Raw genomic sequence first — 18,378 nt, forward strand, 5'->3', positions numbered from 1 at the left:
CCCGCTCAGGACTGCTTCGGAACCACCACCTGCTGGCGCAGGTCGTTCAGCAGCCGGCCGCTGTCGTCCACCGACAGCCGGGTGAACACGCCCGTGGTGAGGCTGCCGTGGTCAACCGAGGTGCACACCACCACCGCGTCGCCGTCCGCCCGGCCGACCGCGCAGCGTTCGTGCCGGCCGCGTACGCCGGTGTCCACGGTCACCGAGGGTTGCAGGTCGTAGTCGCCGGTGAGGCGCTTCAGCTCGGCCTCGGCGTCGGACTCCGGGCTGAACCGGAAACCGGTGCTGCCGAACAGGGTCACCCGCTTGCCGTCGTTCGTGGCGTAGATCCCGGCGAACGTGTCCTCGGCGAGCCAGTCCGCCTGGCGTACCCGGCTCTTCAGGTCCTCGGCCGTGGCCTGGCTGTTCTGGTCCTGGCGCAGCCGCATCGAGTCGAGTTGGTCGGGGAGGGTGGCGCTGGCCGGGTACTGGCTGGAGAGCGGCTGGACCCACCAGAGCGGGACGCCGCAACAGCACGCCACGCTGAGCAGCAGCATCCACGGCCAGCGGCGCCGGCGGCGGACCGGCACCGGGACGTACCCCTTGGGCGCCTGCCACCCGGGTGGCGGTGGAGTCTGGCCCCGGCGCTGCTTCGGCGGCCGGGTCTGCTTCGGCGGCTTGGCCGGGACGACCCGGGCCGGCGGGGGCGAGACCGGGCGGGCAGCGGGCGGGCCGGGGTACGGCGGCGACACCGGGCCGGCGGCCGGCGGAGGCGGGTAGGGCGGGGTGTGCGCCGGCGGCGACACCGGCCGCGCGGCCGGCGGCGGCGGGGCCGGATGCGGCGCCGGGTGAGCCGGCCACGGCGCGGTGTAGGGCATCGTCGCCGGCAACGACGGCAGCTCGGCCGACGGAAGGTTCCAGCCGGTGGTGTCCACCCCGGCCCACGGGTCCACCGGGGTGGCGTGCTCGGGCGATTCGATCGGCGGGACCGGCGTGGGCTCGGCGGACTCGCCCCAGCCCCGACGGCGCGGCGGCGGGGGCGGGACCTGGGCGGAACCGCTCCAGCGGGGAGTGACCGGCTCGACGCGGGTCGGCGGCGACGCGTTCTCCACCCGGGTGGGATCCGGTCCGGTCCCGGCCGCGGCGGGTGCCGGACCGTCCTCGATCCGGGTCGGTTCGGGCGTATGTGGGGCCGGACGGTCCTCGATCCGGGTGGGGTCGGGGGTGCGCGGGGCCGTCGGGACGCGGCCGGGCACGGCGGCGGTGCCCCGGGCTCGGGCCGGTGCGGCCGGGGTGGCGTCGGGGTCGGGATCGGAGGTCGGCTGCCCGGTTCCGGCGTCGTCCCGCTCCGGCGGGACGTGCCCGCTGCTCGCCCCGGACGTCCCGGCGGCCTCCGGCCCGGTGCCGGTCGGCGGCGCTTCTCCCTCCGCGGGCGTGTCCCGGGCGGAGGGCGGCGCGACGGCGTCAGCCGGGGCGACGTCTCCGGGGACGGGGTCGGCCGGGGCCGCATCGGCCAGGTCCGTGTCGGCCAGGTCCGTGTCGGTCCGGGCGGCGTCGGTCGGGACGGCGTCGGTCGGGGCGGTGCCAGCCCGGGCGGCGTCCGCCGCGGCGGTGTCGGTCGGGGCGGTGCCGGCCGGACTGTCCGGTTCTCCGGCCGCCGGGGCGGCCGGATCGTCGGCGGGACCGGCGGCCGGGCCGCCCACGGCGGTGCCGTCGGCGCGCTCGGCGGGCGCGGACGGCGGCGTGGTGGCCCCGGCGTCGGCAGGTGCCGGTACGGCGGTCGACGGCTCGGTGACGGCCGGCCCATCGGCCCCGTCGGCCGGCCGGCCCGCCCCCGGCTGCGGCTGCGACATCGCGGCAATCTCCTCTCGCGCCCGTTGCGAGGTTAGTACCGCCCCGCCACTGTCCACGAATCGTCGACTCCGCCGCCCCGGGTCCCGCCGGGCTCGTGACCAAGGAGTTCGCGTCGGCCGGGGGGCCGGATCGGCGCGCCGGCTCCTTGGTCGTCGGGGACGTGGCGCGGGAAAGGTGCCGGTGGGGGAGGGTGAGCCGGGGCACCGCGTACCCTTGGGCATCATGAGTGCCCCGTCCACGACCCCACGTCCCCCGGCCGCCAACTCGGTGTGGCACCGGCTGGAGCCGTTGCTGCCGCAGGTGACCAAACCCATCCAGTACGTGGGTGGGGAGTTGGGCGCGGTGGTCAAGGACTGGGACGCGGCGACCGTCCGGTGGGCGTTGATGTATCCGGACGCGTACGAGGTGGGGCTGCCCAACCAGGGCGTGCAGATCCTCTACGAGGTGCTCAACGAGCTGCCCGACGTGCTCGCCGAGCGCACGTACGCGGTCTGGCCCGACCTGGAGCGCCTGATGCGTGAGCACGGCGTGCCGCAGTTCACCGTCGACGCGCACCGCCCGGTGCGCGACTTCGACGTGTTCGGCGTCTCGTTCTCCACCGAACTGGGCTACACCAACCTGCTCGCCGCGATCGACCTGGCCGGCATCCCGCTGCTCGCCGCCGACCGCACCGCTGCCGACCCGGTGATCGTGGCCGGTGGGCACGCCGCGTTCAACCCGGAGCCGATCGCCGACTTCGTCGACGCCGCGGTGCTCGGCGACGGCGAGGAGGCGGTGCTGGAGATCACCGCCATCGTCCGGGAGTGGAAGGCCGAGGGCTCCCCGGGCGGCCGGGACGAGCTGCTGCTGCGGCTGGCCCGCACCGAGAGCGTCTACGTGCCGCGCTTCTACGACGTCGACTACCTGCCCGACGGCCGGATCCAGCGGGTCGTGCCCAACCGTCCGGACGTGCCGTTCCGGGTGCACAAGCGCACGACGATGGACCTGGACGCCTGGCCGTACCCGAAGAAGCCCCTGGTCCCGCTCGCCGAGACGGTCCACGAGCGGTACGCGGTGGAGATCTTCCGGGGCTGCACCCGGGGCTGCCGGTTCTGCCAGGCCGGCATGATCACCCGCCCGGTGCGTGAGCGCTCGATCACCACTGTCGGCCAGATGGTGCAGCAGGGCCTCGAGTTCTCCGGCTTCCACGAGGTGGGCCTGCTGTCGCTGTCGTCGGCCGACCACTCGGAGATCGGCGACATGTGCTCCGGCCTGGCCGAGCAGTACGAGGGCACCAACGTGTCGCTCTCGCTGCCGTCGACCCGGGTGGACGCGTTCAACATCGACCTCGCGCAGGAGCTGTCCCGCAACGGGCGGCGGACCGGTCTGACCTTCGCCCCGGAGGGCGGCTCGGAGCGCATCCGCAAGGTCATCAACAAGATGGTGTCGAAGGAAGACCTGATCCGCACCGTGGTCACCGCGTACACCAACGGCTGGCGGCAGGTGAAGCTCTACTTCATGTGCGGCCTGCCCACCGAGACCGACTCCGACGTCCTCGAGATCGCCGACATGGCGCACGAGGTGATCCGGGCCGGGCGCGCCGCCACCGGGTCGAAGGACATCCGCTGCACGGTCTCCATCGGCGGGTTCGTGCCGAAGCCGCACACCCCGTTCCAGTGGGCCTCGATGTCCTCGCCGGAGGTCATCGACAACCGGCTCAAGCTGCTCAAGCAGGCGATCAACAGCGACCGTTCGCTGGGCCGGGCGATCGGTTTCCGCTACCACGACGGCGAGCCGTCGCTGATCGAGGGCCTGCTGTCCCGGGGCGACCGCCGGGTCGGCGCGGTGATCCGCAAGGTCTGGGAGAACGGCGGCCGGTTCGACGGCTGGAGCGAGCACTTCTCCTACCAGCGCTGGGTGGAGGCGGCCGCCGAGGTGCTGCCGAACTTCGGGGTGGACCTCGACTGGTACACCACCCGCCAGCGCGAGGAGCTGGAGGTCCTGCCGTGGGACCACCTCGACTCCGGCCTGGACAAGGACTGGCTCTGGCAGGACTGGCAGGACTCGCTGTCGGAGTACGAGCAGGACGACTGCCGCTGGACGCCCTGTTTCGACTGCGGTGTCTGCCCCTCCATGGACACCGAGATCCAGATCGGCCCGACCGGCCGGAAGCTGCTGCCGTTGACGCCCGTGGGCGGGTTGAAGCAGCCGGCCGCCGCCCAGGGCTGAGCCGACGCGTCCGACGAAGCGCGGGAACCCTCGGGGTTCCCGCGCTCCGTCGCGTTTCGCGCTGACCGCCCGCTCACCGGGGCGGGGGTGCCCCGAGTGGTGCTTCCTCGATACGCTGCGTCCGTATTGGACCGGCCCGGGGGGCCGGTAGCGGGGAGGACAGCATGGGCATCACGCCGCCGGACACCGGCGATCTGCACGTCAGCGTCGAGGACCTGGACGCCGCGGCCGACTACGTCGAGCGCCTCAAGCAGTACGTCGACGACACCATCGGCTACGAGATGGAACGCATCAAGGAGCGGATGAAGGGCGACAGCGCCAACGCGTCCGCGGTGCCGAACGGCACCCCGTTCGGTGCGTACGAGGACGCCCGGATGCAGTGGGCGGCGTTGACCAGGTCGACGGCCAACATGGAGGCCCACCTCAAGGCCATCTCCCAGAAGTTGGCCGGTCTGAAGAAGGGCACCGAGGACATCGCGAAGGCGTTCCGCGACGCGGAGGCCCGCAACGCGGCCAACGGCAAGCAGATCGAGCGGCTGCTGGAGTCGGCGGCGCCGCCGCCGCAGGCCGGGCAGCAGCCCACCTACCCGTACACGGCCTGAGGGGGAGACGGTCATGGCTGGAGGCACCTGGGAGCGCGCGGTGCGCGAGGTGACGCTGTCCGCGGACCCGGAGACCGTCGGGTCCGTGGGTGCGGGCTGGAGCAACCTCTCCACCGCGCTCGGCTACCTGCGGGACTCGCTGGTCGGGCGCTCGTTCGTCGGCCCGATCGCGACCGGCCAGGAACGCCCGCACAGCGGCGGCCTGCCCGGGCTGCTGGCCGGTTGGAAGGGCAGCGGCGGTGACGCGTACCGCGAACACCTGACCGGCATCGGCAAGGACATCGAGGACCTGATCACCCACGCCAGTGGGGTCAGCGGCGCGTTGTCGCGGATCGAGGGCGACATCCGCACGGCGGTGGCCAGCATCCCGATCCCGCTGATGGACGACTTCGGCTGGAACGAGTGGAGCCTGCCCGGCGGCACCGAGCTGGACGACGCCCGCGACGGTGAGAGCCAGTCCGGTTTCCTCGCCTCCCTGCGCCGGGACTACGGGCAGCACCCGGAGCTCTACGCCGACGGCGCGTTCCGCGACAAGGCGGACGACCTCGAGGCGACGATGAAGGTCGACGGCAACGCCAGCGACCAGAAGCGCGGCGGCTGGTGGGACACCAAGTCGCATCTGGACAACTGGTACCGGGACAACCAGGTGGCGGCCAACAAGGCGATGTCGCCGCTGCCGGTGGCGGTGGAGACCGAGCGTCCGAAGCTGGCCGTGCCCCAGCCCCCGTTCCACGGCGATCCCACGGAGAAGCGTGACGGCTTCACGCCCGACAACCGCGTCCCGCCCTCCGGCGTGCCCGACACCACACTGCCCGGGGGCGGTGGTGGCGGCGGTGGCGGCAAGATGCCGTCGCTGGGCAGCACCGGCATCGGCGGCGGTGGCGGCGGTGGCTCGTACGACGGCGGGTCGTTCACGCCGCCGCCCACCACTGGCGGCCCGGACCTCGGCGGCCGTCCCGGCGGGGCCGGCGCGCACGTCCCGCCGGTGACCGGCGCCGGCGCGCCGGGCTCGCTCGGCAACGACTACGGCAGCGGCCTGGCCGGCGCGGGCGGGCCGGGCACGATCACGCCCGGTGGCCCGGGCAGCGCGCTCGGCGGCGGTGGCCTCGGCACGATCGGTGGCGGCGGTGCCGGCTTCGGTGGCGGCGGCGCCGGACTGGGTTCCGCCGGTGGCCTCGGTGGTGGTGGCCTCGGCGGCGGTGGCCTGGGCGCGGCCGGCGGGATGGGCGTGGGTGCGCTGCCCGGCATGGTCGGCGGCGGCAACGGCAAGGTGCCGCCGTTGACCAGCGCGGCCAACGCGGTGCGCGGCGCGACCGGTGCCGGCGGCGCGGGCGCGGGCCTCGGTGGTCCGCGCGGCGGCACGGCCGGCGGCATGATGGGCGGCGGGATGATGGGCGGTCACGGCGGCGCCGGGCACGGCGGCGGCGGTGGCGAGCACTCGTCGTGGTTGACTGAGGACGACGATCCGTGGGGCACCGGTGACGGTGCGTCCCCGGGCATCCTGCGATGAGGACGGACGGATGAGGAAGTACGTCGGCGTGCTACGGCCGGTGGCGGCGGGGCTGACGGCCGGGCTGATGCTGCTGGGGGCCGCGCAGCCGGCGACCGCCGCGCCGCGCCGCGCCGAGCAGTGGTATCTGGACGAGCTGCGCATAGACCGGGCACATCAGATCTCCACCGGTCGCGGCGTGTTGGTCGGCGTGGTGGACACCGGCGTCGACGCGACACATCCCGTGTTGCGCGGTCGGGTGCTGCCCGGCGACCGTAGCTACGGCGCTCGCGGTGACGGCCGGGAGGACCAGGACGGCCACGGCACCCACATGGCCGGCATCATCGCGGCGGCGAACGTCGGCGACGGCGTGGACGGCATCGCCCCGGACGCCCGGATCCTGCCGATCAAGCAGGAGCGGGGGCCCGGAACCGTGCCCGACGGGGCGTCCGCCCTGGGCATCCGGATGGCCGTGGACGGCGGCGCGAAGGTGCTCAACCTCTCCTTCGGCCATGCCGGCGCGCCGAATCCGGACGAGGAGGAGGCGATCCGGTACGCGCTGGAGCGCGACGTCGTGGTGGTCGCCTCGGCCGGCAACCTCAAGGCGGGCGACGTGGACATCGCCTCGCCGGCCAGGATTCCGGGCGTGATCGCGGTGACCGGCACCACCCGTGGCGGGGGCTTCTGGTCCGGCTCCGCCCAGGGGCCGGAGGCGGTGGTCGCCGCGCCGGCGGACGGCATCTACAACGCCGGCCCCGACCACGGCTACGGCTGGGGTGACGGCACCTCCGACTCCAGCGCCATCGTCTCCGGCGTGGCGGCGTTGATCCGCTCGAAATACCCGAAGCTCTCCGCGCCCGACGTGATCAATCGGATCATCCGTACCGCCCGGGACGCCGGCGCGCCCGGTCGTGACCCGCGGTTCGGCTTCGGCCGGATCGATCCGGTGGCGGCGCTCACCGCCGACGTGCCGTCGGTGTCGGCGAACCCGCTGCTCGCCCCGGCCTCGCCCGGCGCGTCGTCGCCGCCGCCGGCCGCCGCCGAGGACGACAACTTCGACGTGACCAAGTACGGCGACCGGGGCGGCCCGACCGACCAGCAGGTCATGGTGATCGGCATCGGCATCGCGGTGGCGCTGGTGGTGCTGGTGGCACTGGTGGTGTTCCTGATCTGGAACCGGCGCCGGCACCGGCGTGAGCTGGCTCGGGTGGCGCAGCTTCCGGACGACGTGCTCGACCGGGCGGACGGCGGCCACGGCCCCCCGGTCCCGGCCGGCCACGCCCCGCCCGGCCCGTATCCCCAGTCCGGCCCGTATCCCCAGTCCGGGTCGTATCCCCAGTCCGGTGCGTATCCTCCGTCCGGGCCGGGCGGCTACCCGCCTCCCGGCCAGGGGCAGCAGCCCGCACCGGGCCGGAGCCCCTACGCGCCGCCTCCGGGACCCCGCACCCCGCCGGGCGACAACCGCCCCTGACGGCTCGCATCGGTCACGGGATCGGCGGTCGGCACGAAGATCGACTCCGCCGCCGACCTCGTGACCACCGGCGTCGTCCGGCCGGGTCCGGCCGCCCCCCGGTCGCGACGGGTGCCCGGGGCTGCGCCAGGATGGGGCGGACACGCAGGCACAGCCGAGGAGCTCACGATCGCCAGAAAGCCTCAACCCGAGGGTGGCCAGGCGCCCGTCGTCCAGCGGGTCCGCATCCGGTACGCCAAGCGTGGACCGCTGCGGTTCACCTCGCACCGGGACTTCGCCCGGGCCTTCGAGCGCGCGCTGCGCCGGGCCGGCGTACCGATCGCCTTCTCCCAGGGTTTCACCCCGCACCCCAAGATCTCGTACGCGTCGGCGGCGCCGACCGGTGTGGCCAGCGAGGCGGAATACCTCGAGATCGGCCTGCGTGAGCCGGTCGACCCGGAGCAGCTCCGGGCGGCCCTGGACGCCGCGCTCTCGCCCGGGCTCGACGTGCTCGACGCGGTCGTGGCCACCGGCGGCAGCCTGGCCGACCGCATCGAGGCGTCGCACTGGCGCATCGAGCTGCCCGAGGTCGACCCGGATGTGCTCCGGGCCGCCGTGGCGGCCTTCACCGCCGCCGAGGAGATCCAGGTCGAGCGGATGACCAAGCAGGGCCGGCGCACCTTCGACACCCGGAGTGCCGTGATGGCCATCGATGCGCCGGAGTCGGCTGAGACGCCTTCCCGAGCGGCGGCCGTACCGTGTGCGATACTCGAACTGGTCGTGCGGCAGGTCACCCCGTCCGTGCGACCCGATGACGTCCTTTCCGGCCTCCGCGTGGTGGCCGACCTGGAGCCGCCGGTCACCCCCAAGGTGATCCGGCTGGCGCAGGGCACGCTGACCGCGCAGGGCGAGATCGTCGATCCGTTGGACGCGGATCGCGACGGGGCAGCCATCGGAGAGCACTGACCGGACGGTCAGCGCTCTGGCAGGCAGACTTCGGCGGTCGCGCTCCCGCGCGCCCGGCGGAAACACCTTTGCGGCAACCCTGCGTGGCAGCGCTCAACCGCGCCCGGGGCAGCCAGAACTGGAGAACGTCCATGCTCGAGAACGAGCCCGAGGGCGGCGAACGGACCGGCGCGGAGCCGGCCGACGCGACCGCCACCACCGACAGCACCGCCGGCGCCGCCGAGGTGAAGCCTCCGGCCCGCAAGCGGGCCAGCCGCCGTAAGGCGGCTCCGCTCAACCAGCCGGAGCAGACCGACGCCCCGGTCGAGGCGCCCGCCGCGGCCACCGGCAGCGCCGAGTCGCCGCAGGCCGAGGTGTTCGCGCCGGTCGCGGGGGAGTTGGACGCCGCGCCCAAGACCACCCGACGGCGGCGTAAGGCGACCCCGGCGAAGGCGGTCGAGGAGCCGGTGACCGCCGCCGGGGTGGAGGCCACCTCGGACGAGGTGGTGCCGCCGGTCAAGGTGACCCGGACCCGCCGCCGCAAGGCCACCCCGCCGGCCGAGGCGATCCCGGTCGCCGAGTCGCCGACCGAGGCCCCCGCCGAGGCGGCCGGGCCGGCGGTGGCGTCGAGCGCTGGCGCCGTGGTCGACGGCCCGGCGGTGGAGCCGTCCGCCGCGCCGCGCGCCGACGCCGTGGTCGACGGGCCGGTCTCGGTGCCCGGAGGCACCGGCGAGATCGCCGAGGGTCGCGCTCCGCTCGACGAGGACGAGGACGAGAACCCCGACGCGGTGGGCGAGGACGCCGTCGACGAGCCCACCCCGGCCGAGGTCGCCGCGCCGGCGCGGCGCACCCGTCGCCGTACCTCCGCAGGCGAGGACGCCGCGCCACGTCGTACCGACGATGTCGACCTGGCCCGGGCCGGTGGGCTGGCCGACGACTCCGGCGCGGTGTCCCCGGGCGCCGCGGTGCCGGGCGTCGCGGACGAGCCGGCGGCGGCCGAGGAACGGCCGACCACCGGCCGCCGACGCCGGGCCGCGCTCTCCGCGCCGACCGTCCTGTTCATGCCCCCGCAGCCCGAGGAGGTCCCGGACGTCCGGGTCACCTACCCGGTCGCCGAGGAGGCGGTGGAGGAGCCGGTCGAGACCGGCCGGCGCCGTCGCCGCGCCCGCCGTGAGCCCGAGCCGGCCGAGGTGGAGGCCGAGGCCGTCGAGGAGGAGCCGACCGCCGAGGCCGAGGAGACCGCCGAGGCCGAGGAGGACGACGACGACACGGCCGAGGGCCGGCGGCGTCGTCGTCGCGGTCGCCGCGGCCGCGGCCGCGGCAAGGGTGGCGCCGACGAGGCAGAGGACGACGAGTCCGGTACGGCGGAGGCGTCCGACGCCGAGGCCGAGGAGACCGCCGAGGACGAGGACACCGAGGGCGAGGGGATGACCCGTCGTCGCCGCCGCCGTCGCCGCCGGGGCGCGGGGGAGGCGGAGACCGCCACCGAGGACGGCGTGCCCACCGTCGTCAAGATCCGTGAGCCGCGCAAGGCCGTCGACGAGGTGCAGGGCGTCTCCGGCTCGACCCGGCTGGAGGCCAAGCGGCAGCGCCGCCGGGACGGCCGGGAGCAGCGGCGTACCCGGCCGCCGATCCTGAGCGAGTCGGAGTTCCTGGCCCGCCGCGAGGCGGTCGACCGGACGATGGTGGTCCGCCAGCGCGGCGACCGCACCCAGATCGCGGTGCTCGAGGACGGCGTGCTGGTCGAGCACTACGTGACCCGCAACTCGTCCGGCACCATGGCCGGCAACGTCTACCTGGGCAAGGTGCAGAACGTCCTGCCCAGCATGGAGGCGGCCTTCGTCGACATCGGGCGCGGCCGCAACGCCGTGCTCTACGCCGGCGAGGTCAACTGGGACGCCACCGGGCTGGAGGGGCGAGCCCGCTCGATCGAGCAGGCGTTGCGCTCCGGCGACCCGGTGCTGGTGCAGGTCACCAAGGACCCGATCGGGCACAAGGGCGCGCGGCTGACCAGCCACGTCGCGCTCTCCGGCCGGCACCTGGTCTACGTGCCCAACGGCAACGCCTCCGGGATCAGCCGCAAGCTGCCGGACAACGAGCGCAAGCGGCTGCGGGACATCCTCAAGAAGCTGGTGCCGGACGGCGCCGGCGTGATCGTCCGGACCGCGGCCGAGGGCGCCAGCGAGGACGAGCTGGCCCGCGACGTCAAGCGGCTCCAGGCGCAGTGGGAGGACATCCAGGACAAGGCGGCCTCCGGTGGCGCCCCGGTGCTGCTCTACGAGGAGCCGGACCTGGTCATCCGGGTGGTCCGGGATCTCTTCAACGAGGACTTCCGCGAGCTGGTCATCGAGGGCGAGTCCGCGTACGACGTGGTCGAGTCGTATCTGTCGCACGTCTCGCCGGACCTGGTCGCGCGGCTGCGCCGTCATGCGGGTGTCGCCGACGTGTTCGCCGAGCACCGGATCGACGAGCAGATCCTCAAGGGGCTGGACCGGAAGGTCTTCCTCCCCTCCGGTGGCTCGCTGGTGATCGACCGGACCGAGGCGATGACCGTCGTCGACGTCAACACCGGCAAGTACACCGGCTCCGGCGGCAACCTGGAGGAGACGGTCACCCGGAACAACCTGGAGGCGGCCGAGGAGATCGTGCGCCAGCTCCGGCTGCGCGACCTCGGTGGCATCGTGGTGATCGACTTCATCGACATGGTGCTGGAGTCGAACCGGGAGCTGGTGCTGCGCCGGCTCACCGAGTGCCTGGGGCGGGACCGCACCAAGCACCAGGTCACCGAGATCACCTCGCTCGGCCTGGTGCAGATGACCCGCAAGCGGATCGGCGCGGGCCTGCTGGAGGCGTTCAGCGAGACCTGTGAGTGCTGCAAGGGCCGAGGCGTCGTCATCCACACCGAGCCGGTGCCGGAGAAGCCGCGCGGCGGCGGCGCGGGGGAGAAGGTCAAGGCGGTCGCCTCGGCGGTCGCGCCGACCGAGGAGAAGGGCCGCCGACGGGGTCGCAAGGCCGCCGCGGAGAAGCCCGCCGCGGAGACCGCGCCGGAGCCGCCGGCCGCGGCCGAGCCGGAGCGGACCGTCGCCGAGGTGGTCGAAACCCCCGACGACGACTACTACGACACCCAGGGCTACGACCTGTCCCGGTTCGCCGCCGACACGCCGGCCGCCCCGGCGGTCGCGGACAGCCAGGAGGGCGACTCGGCCCGGCTGGCGGCCTCGGACGACCCGGACGCGATCGGTGACGGCGAGACCGACGACGAGGGCGGCGACGGTGGCACCCCGCGGCGGCGGTCCCGGCGTGGCGGCGCCCGGCGGCGTACCCGGCCGTGAGCCGCTGACCTGCGTGGCGTTTGACAGGGCCCCTGCTCCGGCAACAGAGTGCCGAGCAGGGGCCCTGTCGTTTCCCGTCTACCCCCGGTCGGGGCGGCACGTCCCGGAGGGAGGAGACATGCGTCGGGTGTTCGCGGTCACCGCGCTGGCCGGACTGCTGCTGGCCGGGTCGGGCTGCGCCGACCGGGGCGACGATCCGTTCTCGGTGGGCTTCGCCTCACCTGCCCCGGCCGCCACGTCGCCCATCCCCGCCCCGACCGCCACCGGCGACGCCGGGGTCTGCGCCCGGGCGAAGCAGTCCGGTTCGGCGGCCGTGCAGACGTACGTGGCGAAGCTGGCGGAGATGCTGCGGTCCGGTGCGACCGGGGACCGGAGCGCGGAGAAGGCCGCCCAGCGGGACGCGGAGGCCGCCCTGGCGGGCTGGCGGGACGTGCTGCGGGAGCAGTCTCGGAAGGCCACGGATCCGGGGCTGCGGACGCTCCTGGCGGACCTGGCCACCGAGGTCGCCGGGCTCGGCACCGACGTGCGGGCGATCGACGAGACGGAGTTCGACCGGCTCCAGCAGCGCCTCGACCAGCTCTGTCCGGCCTGACCGGCGGGCCCGGTTTGGGTGGCGGGCCTCCTATGGCGTACGCTTGCCTGCGGCGCACTTTGGTGTGCCTAGTTCCCGCGTGCCCGCGCCGCCGGTGTCACGGCTCCCGGCGAGACGCCGTGGGAACGACCCGCCGGTGACGGTGGGAAAAGACGTCAGCAGCCTCAACGACAGGGAGTCCGCCTCCGATGTACGCGATCGTCAAGACCGGCGGCAAGCAGTACAAGGTCGCCGAGGGCGACGTGATCGAGGTCGAGAAGCTCACCGGTGCCCCCGGTGACGCGGTGAAGCTCACCGCGGTGCTCCTCGTCGACGGTGACGACCTGGTGACCGACGCGGCGAAGCTCGCGAAGGTCGCGGTGTCCGGTGAGATCGCCGCGCACACCAAGGGCCCGAAGATCCGGATCCACAAGTTCAAGAACAAGACCGGCTACCACAAGCGTCAGGGTCACCGTCAGCCGCTGACCCAGATCAAGGTGACCGGCATCTCCAACAGCGGGAAGTAGGTCGTCCTCCAATGGCTCACAAAAAGGGTGCGTCCAGCTCGCGTAACGGCCGTGACTCCGCGGCCCAGCGACTTGGCGTGAAGCGCTTCGGTGGTCAGGTCGTCAGCGCGGGTGAGATCCTCATCCGTCAGCGTGGCACCAAGTTCCACCCCGGTGACCTGGTCGGCCGTGGCGGCGACGACACGCTGTTCGCGCTGTCCGCCGGTGCGGTGCTGTTCGGCACCAAGCGCGGCCGCAAGACCGTCAGCATCGTTCCGCAGCAGTAGTTCGAAGGCGAAGCGGGCCGCGGACCTCGGGTCCCGGCCCGCTTCGCCTTTCCACGCGCGGGGCGGTACCCCGCTGGAAGGATTGGCGTCGTGACGACGTTCGTTGACCGGGTCGTCCTGCACATGCAGGCCGGCGACGGCGGGCACGGCTGTGCCTCCATCCACCGGGAGAAGTTCAAGCCCTTCGGTGGCCCGGACGGCGGGAACGGCGGCCACGGCGGCAGCGTGTCGCTGGTGGTCGACGCACAGGTCACCACGCTGCTCGACTTCCACTTCCGGCCGCACCTGAAGGCCGACAACGGCAAGGGCGGGGCCGGCTCGAACCGGGACGGCGCCAACGGCCGCGACCTGGTGATCAAGGTGCCGAACGGCACCGTCGTGCAGAGCCTCGACGGCGAGGTGCTGGCCGACCTGGTCGGCGTGGGCACCACGTTCGAGGCGGCCCGGGGCGGCCGGGGCGGGCGGGGCAACGCCTCGCTGGCCAACGCCCGCCGCAAGGCGCCGGGCTTCGCCGAGCTGGGCGAGCCGGGCGACAAGCTCGACGTGGTGCTGGAGCTGAAGAGCGTCGCCGACGTCGGTCTGGTCGGCTTCCCGTCTGCCGGCAAGTCCTCGCTGATCTCGGTGATCTCCGCGGCCAAGCCGAAGATCGCCGACTACCCGTTCACCACGCTGGTGCCGAACCTCGGCGTGGTCCGGGTGGACAACCACACCTTCACCGTCGCCGACGTGCCGGGCCTGATCCCGGGCGCGGCCACCGGCAAGGGCCTGGGCCTGGAGTTCCTCCGCCACGTCGAGCGCTGCGCCGTGCTGGTGCACGTGGTCGACACCGCGACGTTGGAGCCGGGCCGTGACCCGCTGGCCGACATCGACGCCATCGAGTCGGAGCTGACCCAGTACGGCGGGCTGGCCGACCGGCCCCGGCTGGTCGCGCTCAACAAGGTCGACGTGCCGGACGGGAAGGACCTGGCCGACATCGTCCGCCCCGACCTGGAGGCCCGCGGCTTCCGCGTCTTCGACGTCTCCAGCGCCACCCGGGAGGGTCTGCGCGAGCTGACGTTCGCGATGGCCCAGCTGGTCGACGAGAGCCGTCGCGCGGCCCCGCCGGCCGAGCCGACCCGGATCGTGATCCGCCCGAAGGCGGTCGACGACGCCGGCTTCACCATCGAGGCCGAGGAGGACGGCTCCTACACGGTGCGTGGCAGCCGACCGGAACGCTGGGTGAAGCAGACCAACTTCGACAACGACGAGGCGGTGGGCTACCTGGCCGACCGGCTGGCCCGCCTCGGCGTCGAGGAGAAGCTGGCGAAGGCCGGCGCGCAGGCCGGCGACCTGGTGCGGATCGGCGAGCGGGAGTTCGACTGGCAGCCCACGCTCTACGCGGGCGTCGACTTCGTCCCCGGCAACCGGGGCACCGACCTGCGGCTGGAGGACAAGTCGACGCGTCCCCGGGCCGCCGACCGGTTGGAGGCCCGCAAGGCCCGCCGGCGTCGCCCGGAGGACGAGGTCGAGGGCGCGCCGGAGACCTCGGCGGACGACCTGGACGACCCGGACGACGATTAGTTCGGCTCCGTCCGTGTGGGGGACGATGGCCGGAAACCTTCGCGAAATCCGGGCGACCTAGCGTGGCCGGATGCTGATCGAGTCCCGGCCCGCCACCGACCCGGAGATCGCCACGCTCGTCGTCGCCCAGCAGCGTGAGCTGCGGGCCGCCGACGGCGGTCTGGACGGTCAGGTGACGGTCGTGCACGACGACGTCCACTACCTGGCGGCCGTGGTCGGCGGCCGGGCGGTCGGCTGCGGCGGCCTCCAGGCGCTCGACGCGGACACCGGCGAGCTGAAGCGGATGTACGTCCGGCCGGCGTTCCGCGGGCGGGGCGTCGCCCGGCAGTTGCTGGTCGCGCTGGAGGAGTTGGCCTTCCGGCACGGGTACCGGACGGTGTGCCTGGAGACCGGCACCTACCTGCCGGCCGCGATCGGGCTCTACCGGTCCGCCGGCTACCAACCCGTCCCGGTCTACGGCGAGTACGTCGACAACCCGTACAGCGTCTGCTTCGCCAAGCGGCTGCCGGTCGCGGCCTGACGCGTCAGGCGCTCGTCTGGGCGTGCGGCGCGGTCACCGGCTTCGACTCGGGGCTGGCGTGCTGGCGCAGCACGATGCTGAGCAGGATCAGCACGCCCACCGCCAGGAACTCGCTCTGCCAGTTCTGCATGGACTGGAACCAGAAGTCGCTGGTGCCGAGGAACTGCCAGGCGGTGATCGGGGCGGCGCCGCTCTCCAACGCCTGCTCCTGGTTGTAGGCGTGCACGCCGCCGAGGAGGTGGCCCAGGAACGACCCGGCGAAGATCATCAGCAGTGCCACGGAGAGGCTGTTCCGGTAGACCACCAGGGGCAGGCCGCCGGCGCGTACCGGCCAGGGGGCGCGCGGGCCGGCATGTTCTTGCCCGGTGCCCAGGTAGGCCCACCAGCTCAACCACCGCGGCATCGTGGGACCTCCTCGTTCCCGGGCTGCCCGCACTCCTGCCCGTGCCCTGCGCCGGGCAAACGCCGGCCGGCGTGTCGTCCCTGGTCAGGGGCGGTCGATGGGGGTGTCCAGCCGGCTGCCGGTGCCCGCCTCGTTGCTCAGCAGCAGGCCGGTGGCGAGCATGCCGAAGCCGAGGGCCAGGTGCAGCCAGTTGTCGGCGTGGTTCACCGGCACGAAGTTGGCCGCGGTCTCGCGGCTGTCGATGGCGAAGCCGTAGAGCCAGAGGACCAGGTAGAGCGCGCCGCCCACGGCCAGGAACGCCCGCGCCCCCGCCAACCGGCGGGCCGCCACCAGCCCGACCAGGCCGAAGAGCAGATGCACCAGGTTGTGCAGCACCGACACCTGGAACAGGCCGAGCAGCTTCGCCCCGGAGTGGTGCCCGGCGAACGTCATCTGGCCGTAGTGCGCCGTGACGCCGGGGACGAAGCCGAGCACGCCGATCAGCACGAAGAGGGCCGCCGCCGCGAGGGCGACCTTCTGCACGGCCGACCGGGCCGGCGCGTGTTCGTGTGCCATCACGGTCCCCCCCGTCGGAGCTGCTCGCCGCCCGGGCGGACGGCACCTCATTCTGTGACCGGGCCGGGCCGGTTCCGCAGAGAATTGACGAATCAGGCATGGACCCGGCAACCGGGGGTAGGGCAGTTGTCACGCGGAAAGCACTCGCGTGACCCCCCCCGTAACGCAAACCGCTGGAACGCACGAGCGGAAGGGACACCATGACTCAGGATCTTTCCTCCACGTCCGCCACGTACGAGTCGACGAACGGCGGCGGCGTACGCGACCAGGCCCGCCAGGTCGGCTCCGACGCCGCAAGCGCGGGCGGCGCCGTGGCGCAGACCGCCAAGGAGCAGGGCCAGGAGGTGGTGGGCGAGGCCAAGCGGCAGGCCCGCAACCTCTACGGCGAGGCCCGCAACCAGGTCGCCGGCCAGGCCGGTCAGCAGCAGCAGCGGGCCGCCAGCGGCCTGCGGTCGCTGGCCGACGAGATGCGGTCGATGGCGCAGCAGGGTGGCGGCTCCGGCCCGGTCACCGAGCTGGCCCACCAGGCCGCCGAGCGGGTGCACGGCGTGGCCGGCTGGCTGGAGCAGCGCGAGCCGGGTGACCTGCTCAACGAGGTCAAGGGCTACGCCCGTCGTAACCCGGGCACGTTCCTGGTCGGCGCCGCCCTGCTGGGCGTGGTCGCCGGTCGGCTCACCCGGAACATCGCCGCCGTGGGCAACGACGGTGGCACCGGGCAGTCCTACGACCCGGACCGGACCGCCGTCATCCCGACCGCGCCGGTGGTGCCCGCCCAGACCCCGCCGGGTGGCTACCTCGACCCGACGCCGGGCAGCTACGCCGAGCCGGACCCGGGCTACTCCGCGCCGGGCGCGGCCTACCCGGGTGGCGGCGCGCCGAACACCTGGGCCGACCCGGCGGGCGGCACCGGCCAGCCGCTGCCCCCGCCCACCCAGACCGACCCGCTGCCGGGCGTCCCGTCGACCGGCGCTCCGCGTCCGTGAGCCGCCCGACCGGCAGAAGGGAGACCACGGCATGACCGTGCCGACGCAGGACCCGGGCTACCCGGGCGCGGGCGCCCCGCACCGGGCCGACGAGGTGCGGGCCAGCTCGATCGGTGAGCTGATGAGCCAGGTCACCGGCGACCTCTCCACGCTGATGCGCCAGGAGGTCGAGCTGGCCAAGGCGGAGATCCGCCAGGAGGGCAAGAAGGCGGGCAAGGCGGCCGGCCTCTACGGCGGCGCCGGCTTCGGCGGCTACATGGTGGCGCTCTTCGTCTCCATCGCGGTGTGGCAGTTCCTCGACAACGTCATGGACTCCGGCCTGGCCGCGCTGATCGTGGCGGTGGTGTGGGCCGCGATCGCCGCCGTCCTCTACTCGAAGGCGAAGAAGAACGCCGAGCAGATCCGCGGTCTGAAGCAGACCAACGACAGCGTGCAGCGCATCCCCGACGCACTCAAGCCGCACCCGGAGGGAGTCACCCGATGAGCACCGATCCCGACCAGATCCGCCGGGAGATCGAAGCCACCCGCAACAACCTCAGCTCGGACGTGGACGCCCTGGCGTACAAGGTCAGCCCGGGCCGCATCGTCGACGACCGCAAGCAGCGCGTCCGCAGCGCGCTGACGAACGTGAAGGACAAGGTGATGGGAACCGCTTCCGACCTCGGCCACAGCACCGGCCACGCCGCCCACTCGGTGGGTGACCACGCCTCCTCGGCCGCTTCCACAGTGACCGACAAGGCACACTCCGCCGCCTCCACCGTGGGCGACGCCGCCCAGCGGGCGCCGCAGGTGGTGCGGCAGAAGTCGCAGGGCAACCCGATCGCCGCCGGCGTGATCGCCTTCGGCGTCGGCATGCTGGTCTCCTCGCTGATCCCGGCCACCCGGCGCGAGCAGGAACTCGCCGCGCAGGTCAAGGAGAAGGCCACCGAGCACAGCGACGTGGTCAAGTCCAAGCTCGGTGAGGTCGCCGGCGAGCTGAAGGACGAGCTGCGCGAGCCGGCCCAGCACGCCGCCGACTCGGTGCGCTCGACCGCGCAGGACGCCGCGCACGCGGTCAAGGACGACAGCCGCAGCGCCGCGCAGGACGTCCGGGAGAGCGCGTACCAGGCACGGTCCTGACCGACGCTCCCCGGT

Annotated in this window: 17 protein-coding genes; 14 read left to right on the forward strand and 3 right to left on the reverse strand. The window is 73.8% G+C overall.

The window, feature by feature from the left end; translation table 11 throughout:
- Positions 1-5: 5 nt before the first annotated feature.
- Positions 6-1,832, reverse strand: a complete 1,827-nt coding sequence (locus O7598_RS05815) for a hypothetical protein (protein WP_269690341.1) — start codon at positions 1,830-1,832, stop codon at positions 6-8.
- A 223-nt stretch (positions 1,833-2,055) separates the two neighbouring features.
- Between O7598_RS05815 and O7598_RS05820 the strand changes: the two genes are divergently transcribed.
- From O7598_RS05820 to O7598_RS05870, 11 genes are all read left to right on the forward strand, one after another.
- The gene (locus tag O7598_RS05820; RefSeq protein ID WP_269690342.1) at positions 2,056-4,041 is read left to right on the forward strand and encodes a TIGR03960 family B12-binding radical SAM protein; all 1,986 of its coding nucleotides are present in this window, start codon (positions 2,056-2,058) and stop codon (positions 4,039-4,041) included.
- 164 nt (positions 4,042-4,205) lie between these two features.
- A complete protein-coding gene (locus O7598_RS05825; RefSeq protein WP_091072423.1) occupies positions 4,206-4,643 on the forward strand; it encodes a hypothetical protein in 438 nt (145 codons plus the stop codon).
- A gap of 13 nt (positions 4,644-4,656) precedes the next feature.
- Positions 4,657-6,153 (forward strand): hypothetical protein, encoded by a 1,497-nt coding sequence (locus O7598_RS05830; protein WP_269690343.1) that lies wholly within the window; start codon positions 4,657-4,659, stop codon positions 6,151-6,153.
- A gap of 10 nt (positions 6,154-6,163) precedes the next feature.
- Positions 6,164-7,603 carry a type VII secretion-associated serine protease mycosin gene (gene mycP, locus O7598_RS05835; protein WP_269690344.1) on the forward strand — a complete coding sequence of 480 codons (1,440 nt, stop codon included), beginning with the start codon at positions 6,164-6,166 and terminating at the stop codon, positions 7,601-7,603.
- A 225-nt stretch (positions 7,604-7,828) separates the two neighbouring features.
- On the forward strand, positions 7,829-8,548 hold the full coding sequence (locus O7598_RS05840; protein WP_269694763.1) for a TIGR03936 family radical SAM-associated protein: 720 nt from the start codon (positions 7,829-7,831) through the stop codon (positions 8,546-8,548).
- 131 nt (positions 8,549-8,679) lie between these two features.
- Entirely contained in the window at positions 8,680-11,859 is a 3,180-nt protein-coding gene (locus tag O7598_RS05845) for an Rne/Rng family ribonuclease (protein ID WP_269690345.1), read from the forward strand.
- A 118-nt stretch (positions 11,860-11,977) separates the two neighbouring features.
- Positions 11,978-12,451 (forward strand): hypothetical protein, encoded by a 474-nt coding sequence (locus O7598_RS05850; RefSeq protein WP_269690346.1) that lies wholly within the window; start codon positions 11,978-11,980, stop codon positions 12,449-12,451.
- Between the two features lie 188 nt (positions 12,452-12,639).
- A complete protein-coding gene (gene rplU / locus O7598_RS05855; protein ID WP_091072401.1) occupies positions 12,640-12,957 on the forward strand; it encodes a 50S ribosomal protein L21 in 318 nt (105 codons plus the stop codon).
- A gap of 11 nt (positions 12,958-12,968) precedes the next feature.
- Positions 12,969-13,223: a 50S ribosomal protein L27 gene (gene rpmA / locus O7598_RS05860; protein ID WP_074313740.1), complete on the forward strand. Its 255-nt coding sequence runs from the start codon at positions 12,969-12,971 to the stop codon at positions 13,221-13,223.
- A 90-nt stretch (positions 13,224-13,313) separates the two neighbouring features.
- Positions 13,314-14,783 (forward strand): GTPase ObgE, encoded by a 1,470-nt coding sequence (obgE, locus tag O7598_RS05865; protein ID WP_269690347.1) that lies wholly within the window; start codon positions 13,314-13,316, stop codon positions 14,781-14,783.
- A 70-nt stretch (positions 14,784-14,853) separates the two neighbouring features.
- A complete protein-coding gene (locus tag O7598_RS05870) occupies positions 14,854-15,303 on the forward strand; it encodes a GNAT family N-acetyltransferase (protein WP_269690348.1) in 450 nt (149 codons plus the stop codon).
- A gap of 4 nt (positions 15,304-15,307) precedes the next feature.
- Here O7598_RS05870 and O7598_RS05875 read toward each other — a convergent pair whose 3' ends face one another.
- Entirely contained in the window at positions 15,308-15,706 is a 399-nt protein-coding gene (locus tag O7598_RS05875; protein WP_269690349.1) for a DUF6766 family protein, read from the reverse strand.
- Positions 15,707-15,790: 84 nt separating this feature from the next.
- A complete protein-coding gene (locus tag O7598_RS05880) occupies positions 15,791-16,261 on the reverse strand; it encodes a DUF4383 domain-containing protein (protein WP_269690350.1) in 471 nt (156 codons plus the stop codon).
- Positions 16,262-16,461: 200 nt separating this feature from the next.
- On the opposite strand from O7598_RS05880, the gene O7598_RS05885 reads away from it, so the two are divergent.
- From O7598_RS05885 to O7598_RS05895, 3 genes are read left to right on the forward strand one after another with little or no spacing between them, the layout of a single operon-like run.
- The gene (locus tag O7598_RS05885; protein ID WP_269690351.1) at positions 16,462-17,244 is read left to right on the forward strand and encodes a hypothetical protein; all 783 of its coding nucleotides are present in this window, start codon (positions 16,462-16,464) and stop codon (positions 17,242-17,244) included.
- A 31-nt stretch (positions 17,245-17,275) separates the two neighbouring features.
- On the forward strand, positions 17,276-17,728 hold the full coding sequence (locus tag O7598_RS05890; RefSeq protein WP_269690352.1) for a phage holin family protein: 453 nt from the start codon (positions 17,276-17,278) through the stop codon (positions 17,726-17,728).
- Positions 17,725-18,363, forward strand: coding sequence for a DUF3618 domain-containing protein (locus tag O7598_RS05895; protein ID WP_269690353.1), 639 nt, complete (start codon positions 17,725-17,727; stop codon positions 18,361-18,363). Before O7598_RS05890 ends, O7598_RS05895 begins: the two co-directional genes overlap by 4 nt.
- The last annotated feature ends 15 nt before the right edge of the window (positions 18,364-18,378 follow it).

This window comes from Micromonospora sp. WMMC241, assembly GCF_027460165.1.
GTDB classification, from domain to species: Bacteria; Actinomycetota; Actinomycetes; order Mycobacteriales; family Micromonosporaceae; genus Micromonospora; species Micromonospora humi.

Coding starts and splice junctions, on each gene's coding strand:
- O7598_RS05815 (WP_269690341.1), bottom strand. CDS start 1,832: ATGTCGCAGCCGCAGCCGGGGGCGGGCCGGCCGGCCGACGGGGCCGAT.
- O7598_RS05820 (WP_269690342.1), top strand. CDS start 2,056: ATGAGTGCCCCGTCCACGACCCCACGTCCCCCGGCCGCCAACTCGGTG.
- O7598_RS05825 (WP_091072423.1), top strand. CDS start 4,206: ATGGGCATCACGCCGCCGGACACCGGCGATCTGCACGTCAGCGTCGAG.
- O7598_RS05830 (WP_269690343.1), top strand. CDS start 4,657: ATGGCTGGAGGCACCTGGGAGCGCGCGGTGCGCGAGGTGACGCTGTCC.
- mycP (WP_269690344.1), top strand. CDS start 6,164: ATGAGGAAGTACGTCGGCGTGCTACGGCCGGTGGCGGCGGGGCTGACG.
- O7598_RS05845 (WP_269690345.1), top strand. CDS start 8,680: ATGCTCGAGAACGAGCCCGAGGGCGGCGAACGGACCGGCGCGGAGCCG.
- O7598_RS05850 (WP_269690346.1), top strand. CDS start 11,978: ATGCGTCGGGTGTTCGCGGTCACCGCGCTGGCCGGACTGCTGCTGGCC.
- rplU (WP_091072401.1), top strand. CDS start 12,640: ATGTACGCGATCGTCAAGACCGGCGGCAAGCAGTACAAGGTCGCCGAG.
- rpmA (WP_074313740.1), top strand. CDS start 12,969: ATGGCTCACAAAAAGGGTGCGTCCAGCTCGCGTAACGGCCGTGACTCC.
- O7598_RS05870 (WP_269690348.1), top strand. CDS start 14,854: ATGCTGATCGAGTCCCGGCCCGCCACCGACCCGGAGATCGCCACGCTC.
- O7598_RS05875 (WP_269690349.1), bottom strand. CDS start 15,706: ATGCCGCGGTGGTTGAGCTGGTGGGCCTACCTGGGCACCGGGCAAGAA.
- O7598_RS05880 (WP_269690350.1), bottom strand. CDS start 16,261: ATGGCACACGAACACGCGCCGGCCCGGTCGGCCGTGCAGAAGGTCGCC.
- O7598_RS05885 (WP_269690351.1), top strand. CDS start 16,462: ATGACTCAGGATCTTTCCTCCACGTCCGCCACGTACGAGTCGACGAAC.
- O7598_RS05890 (WP_269690352.1), top strand. CDS start 17,276: ATGACCGTGCCGACGCAGGACCCGGGCTACCCGGGCGCGGGCGCCCCG.
- O7598_RS05895 (WP_269690353.1), top strand. CDS start 17,725: ATGAGCACCGATCCCGACCAGATCCGCCGGGAGATCGAAGCCACCCGC.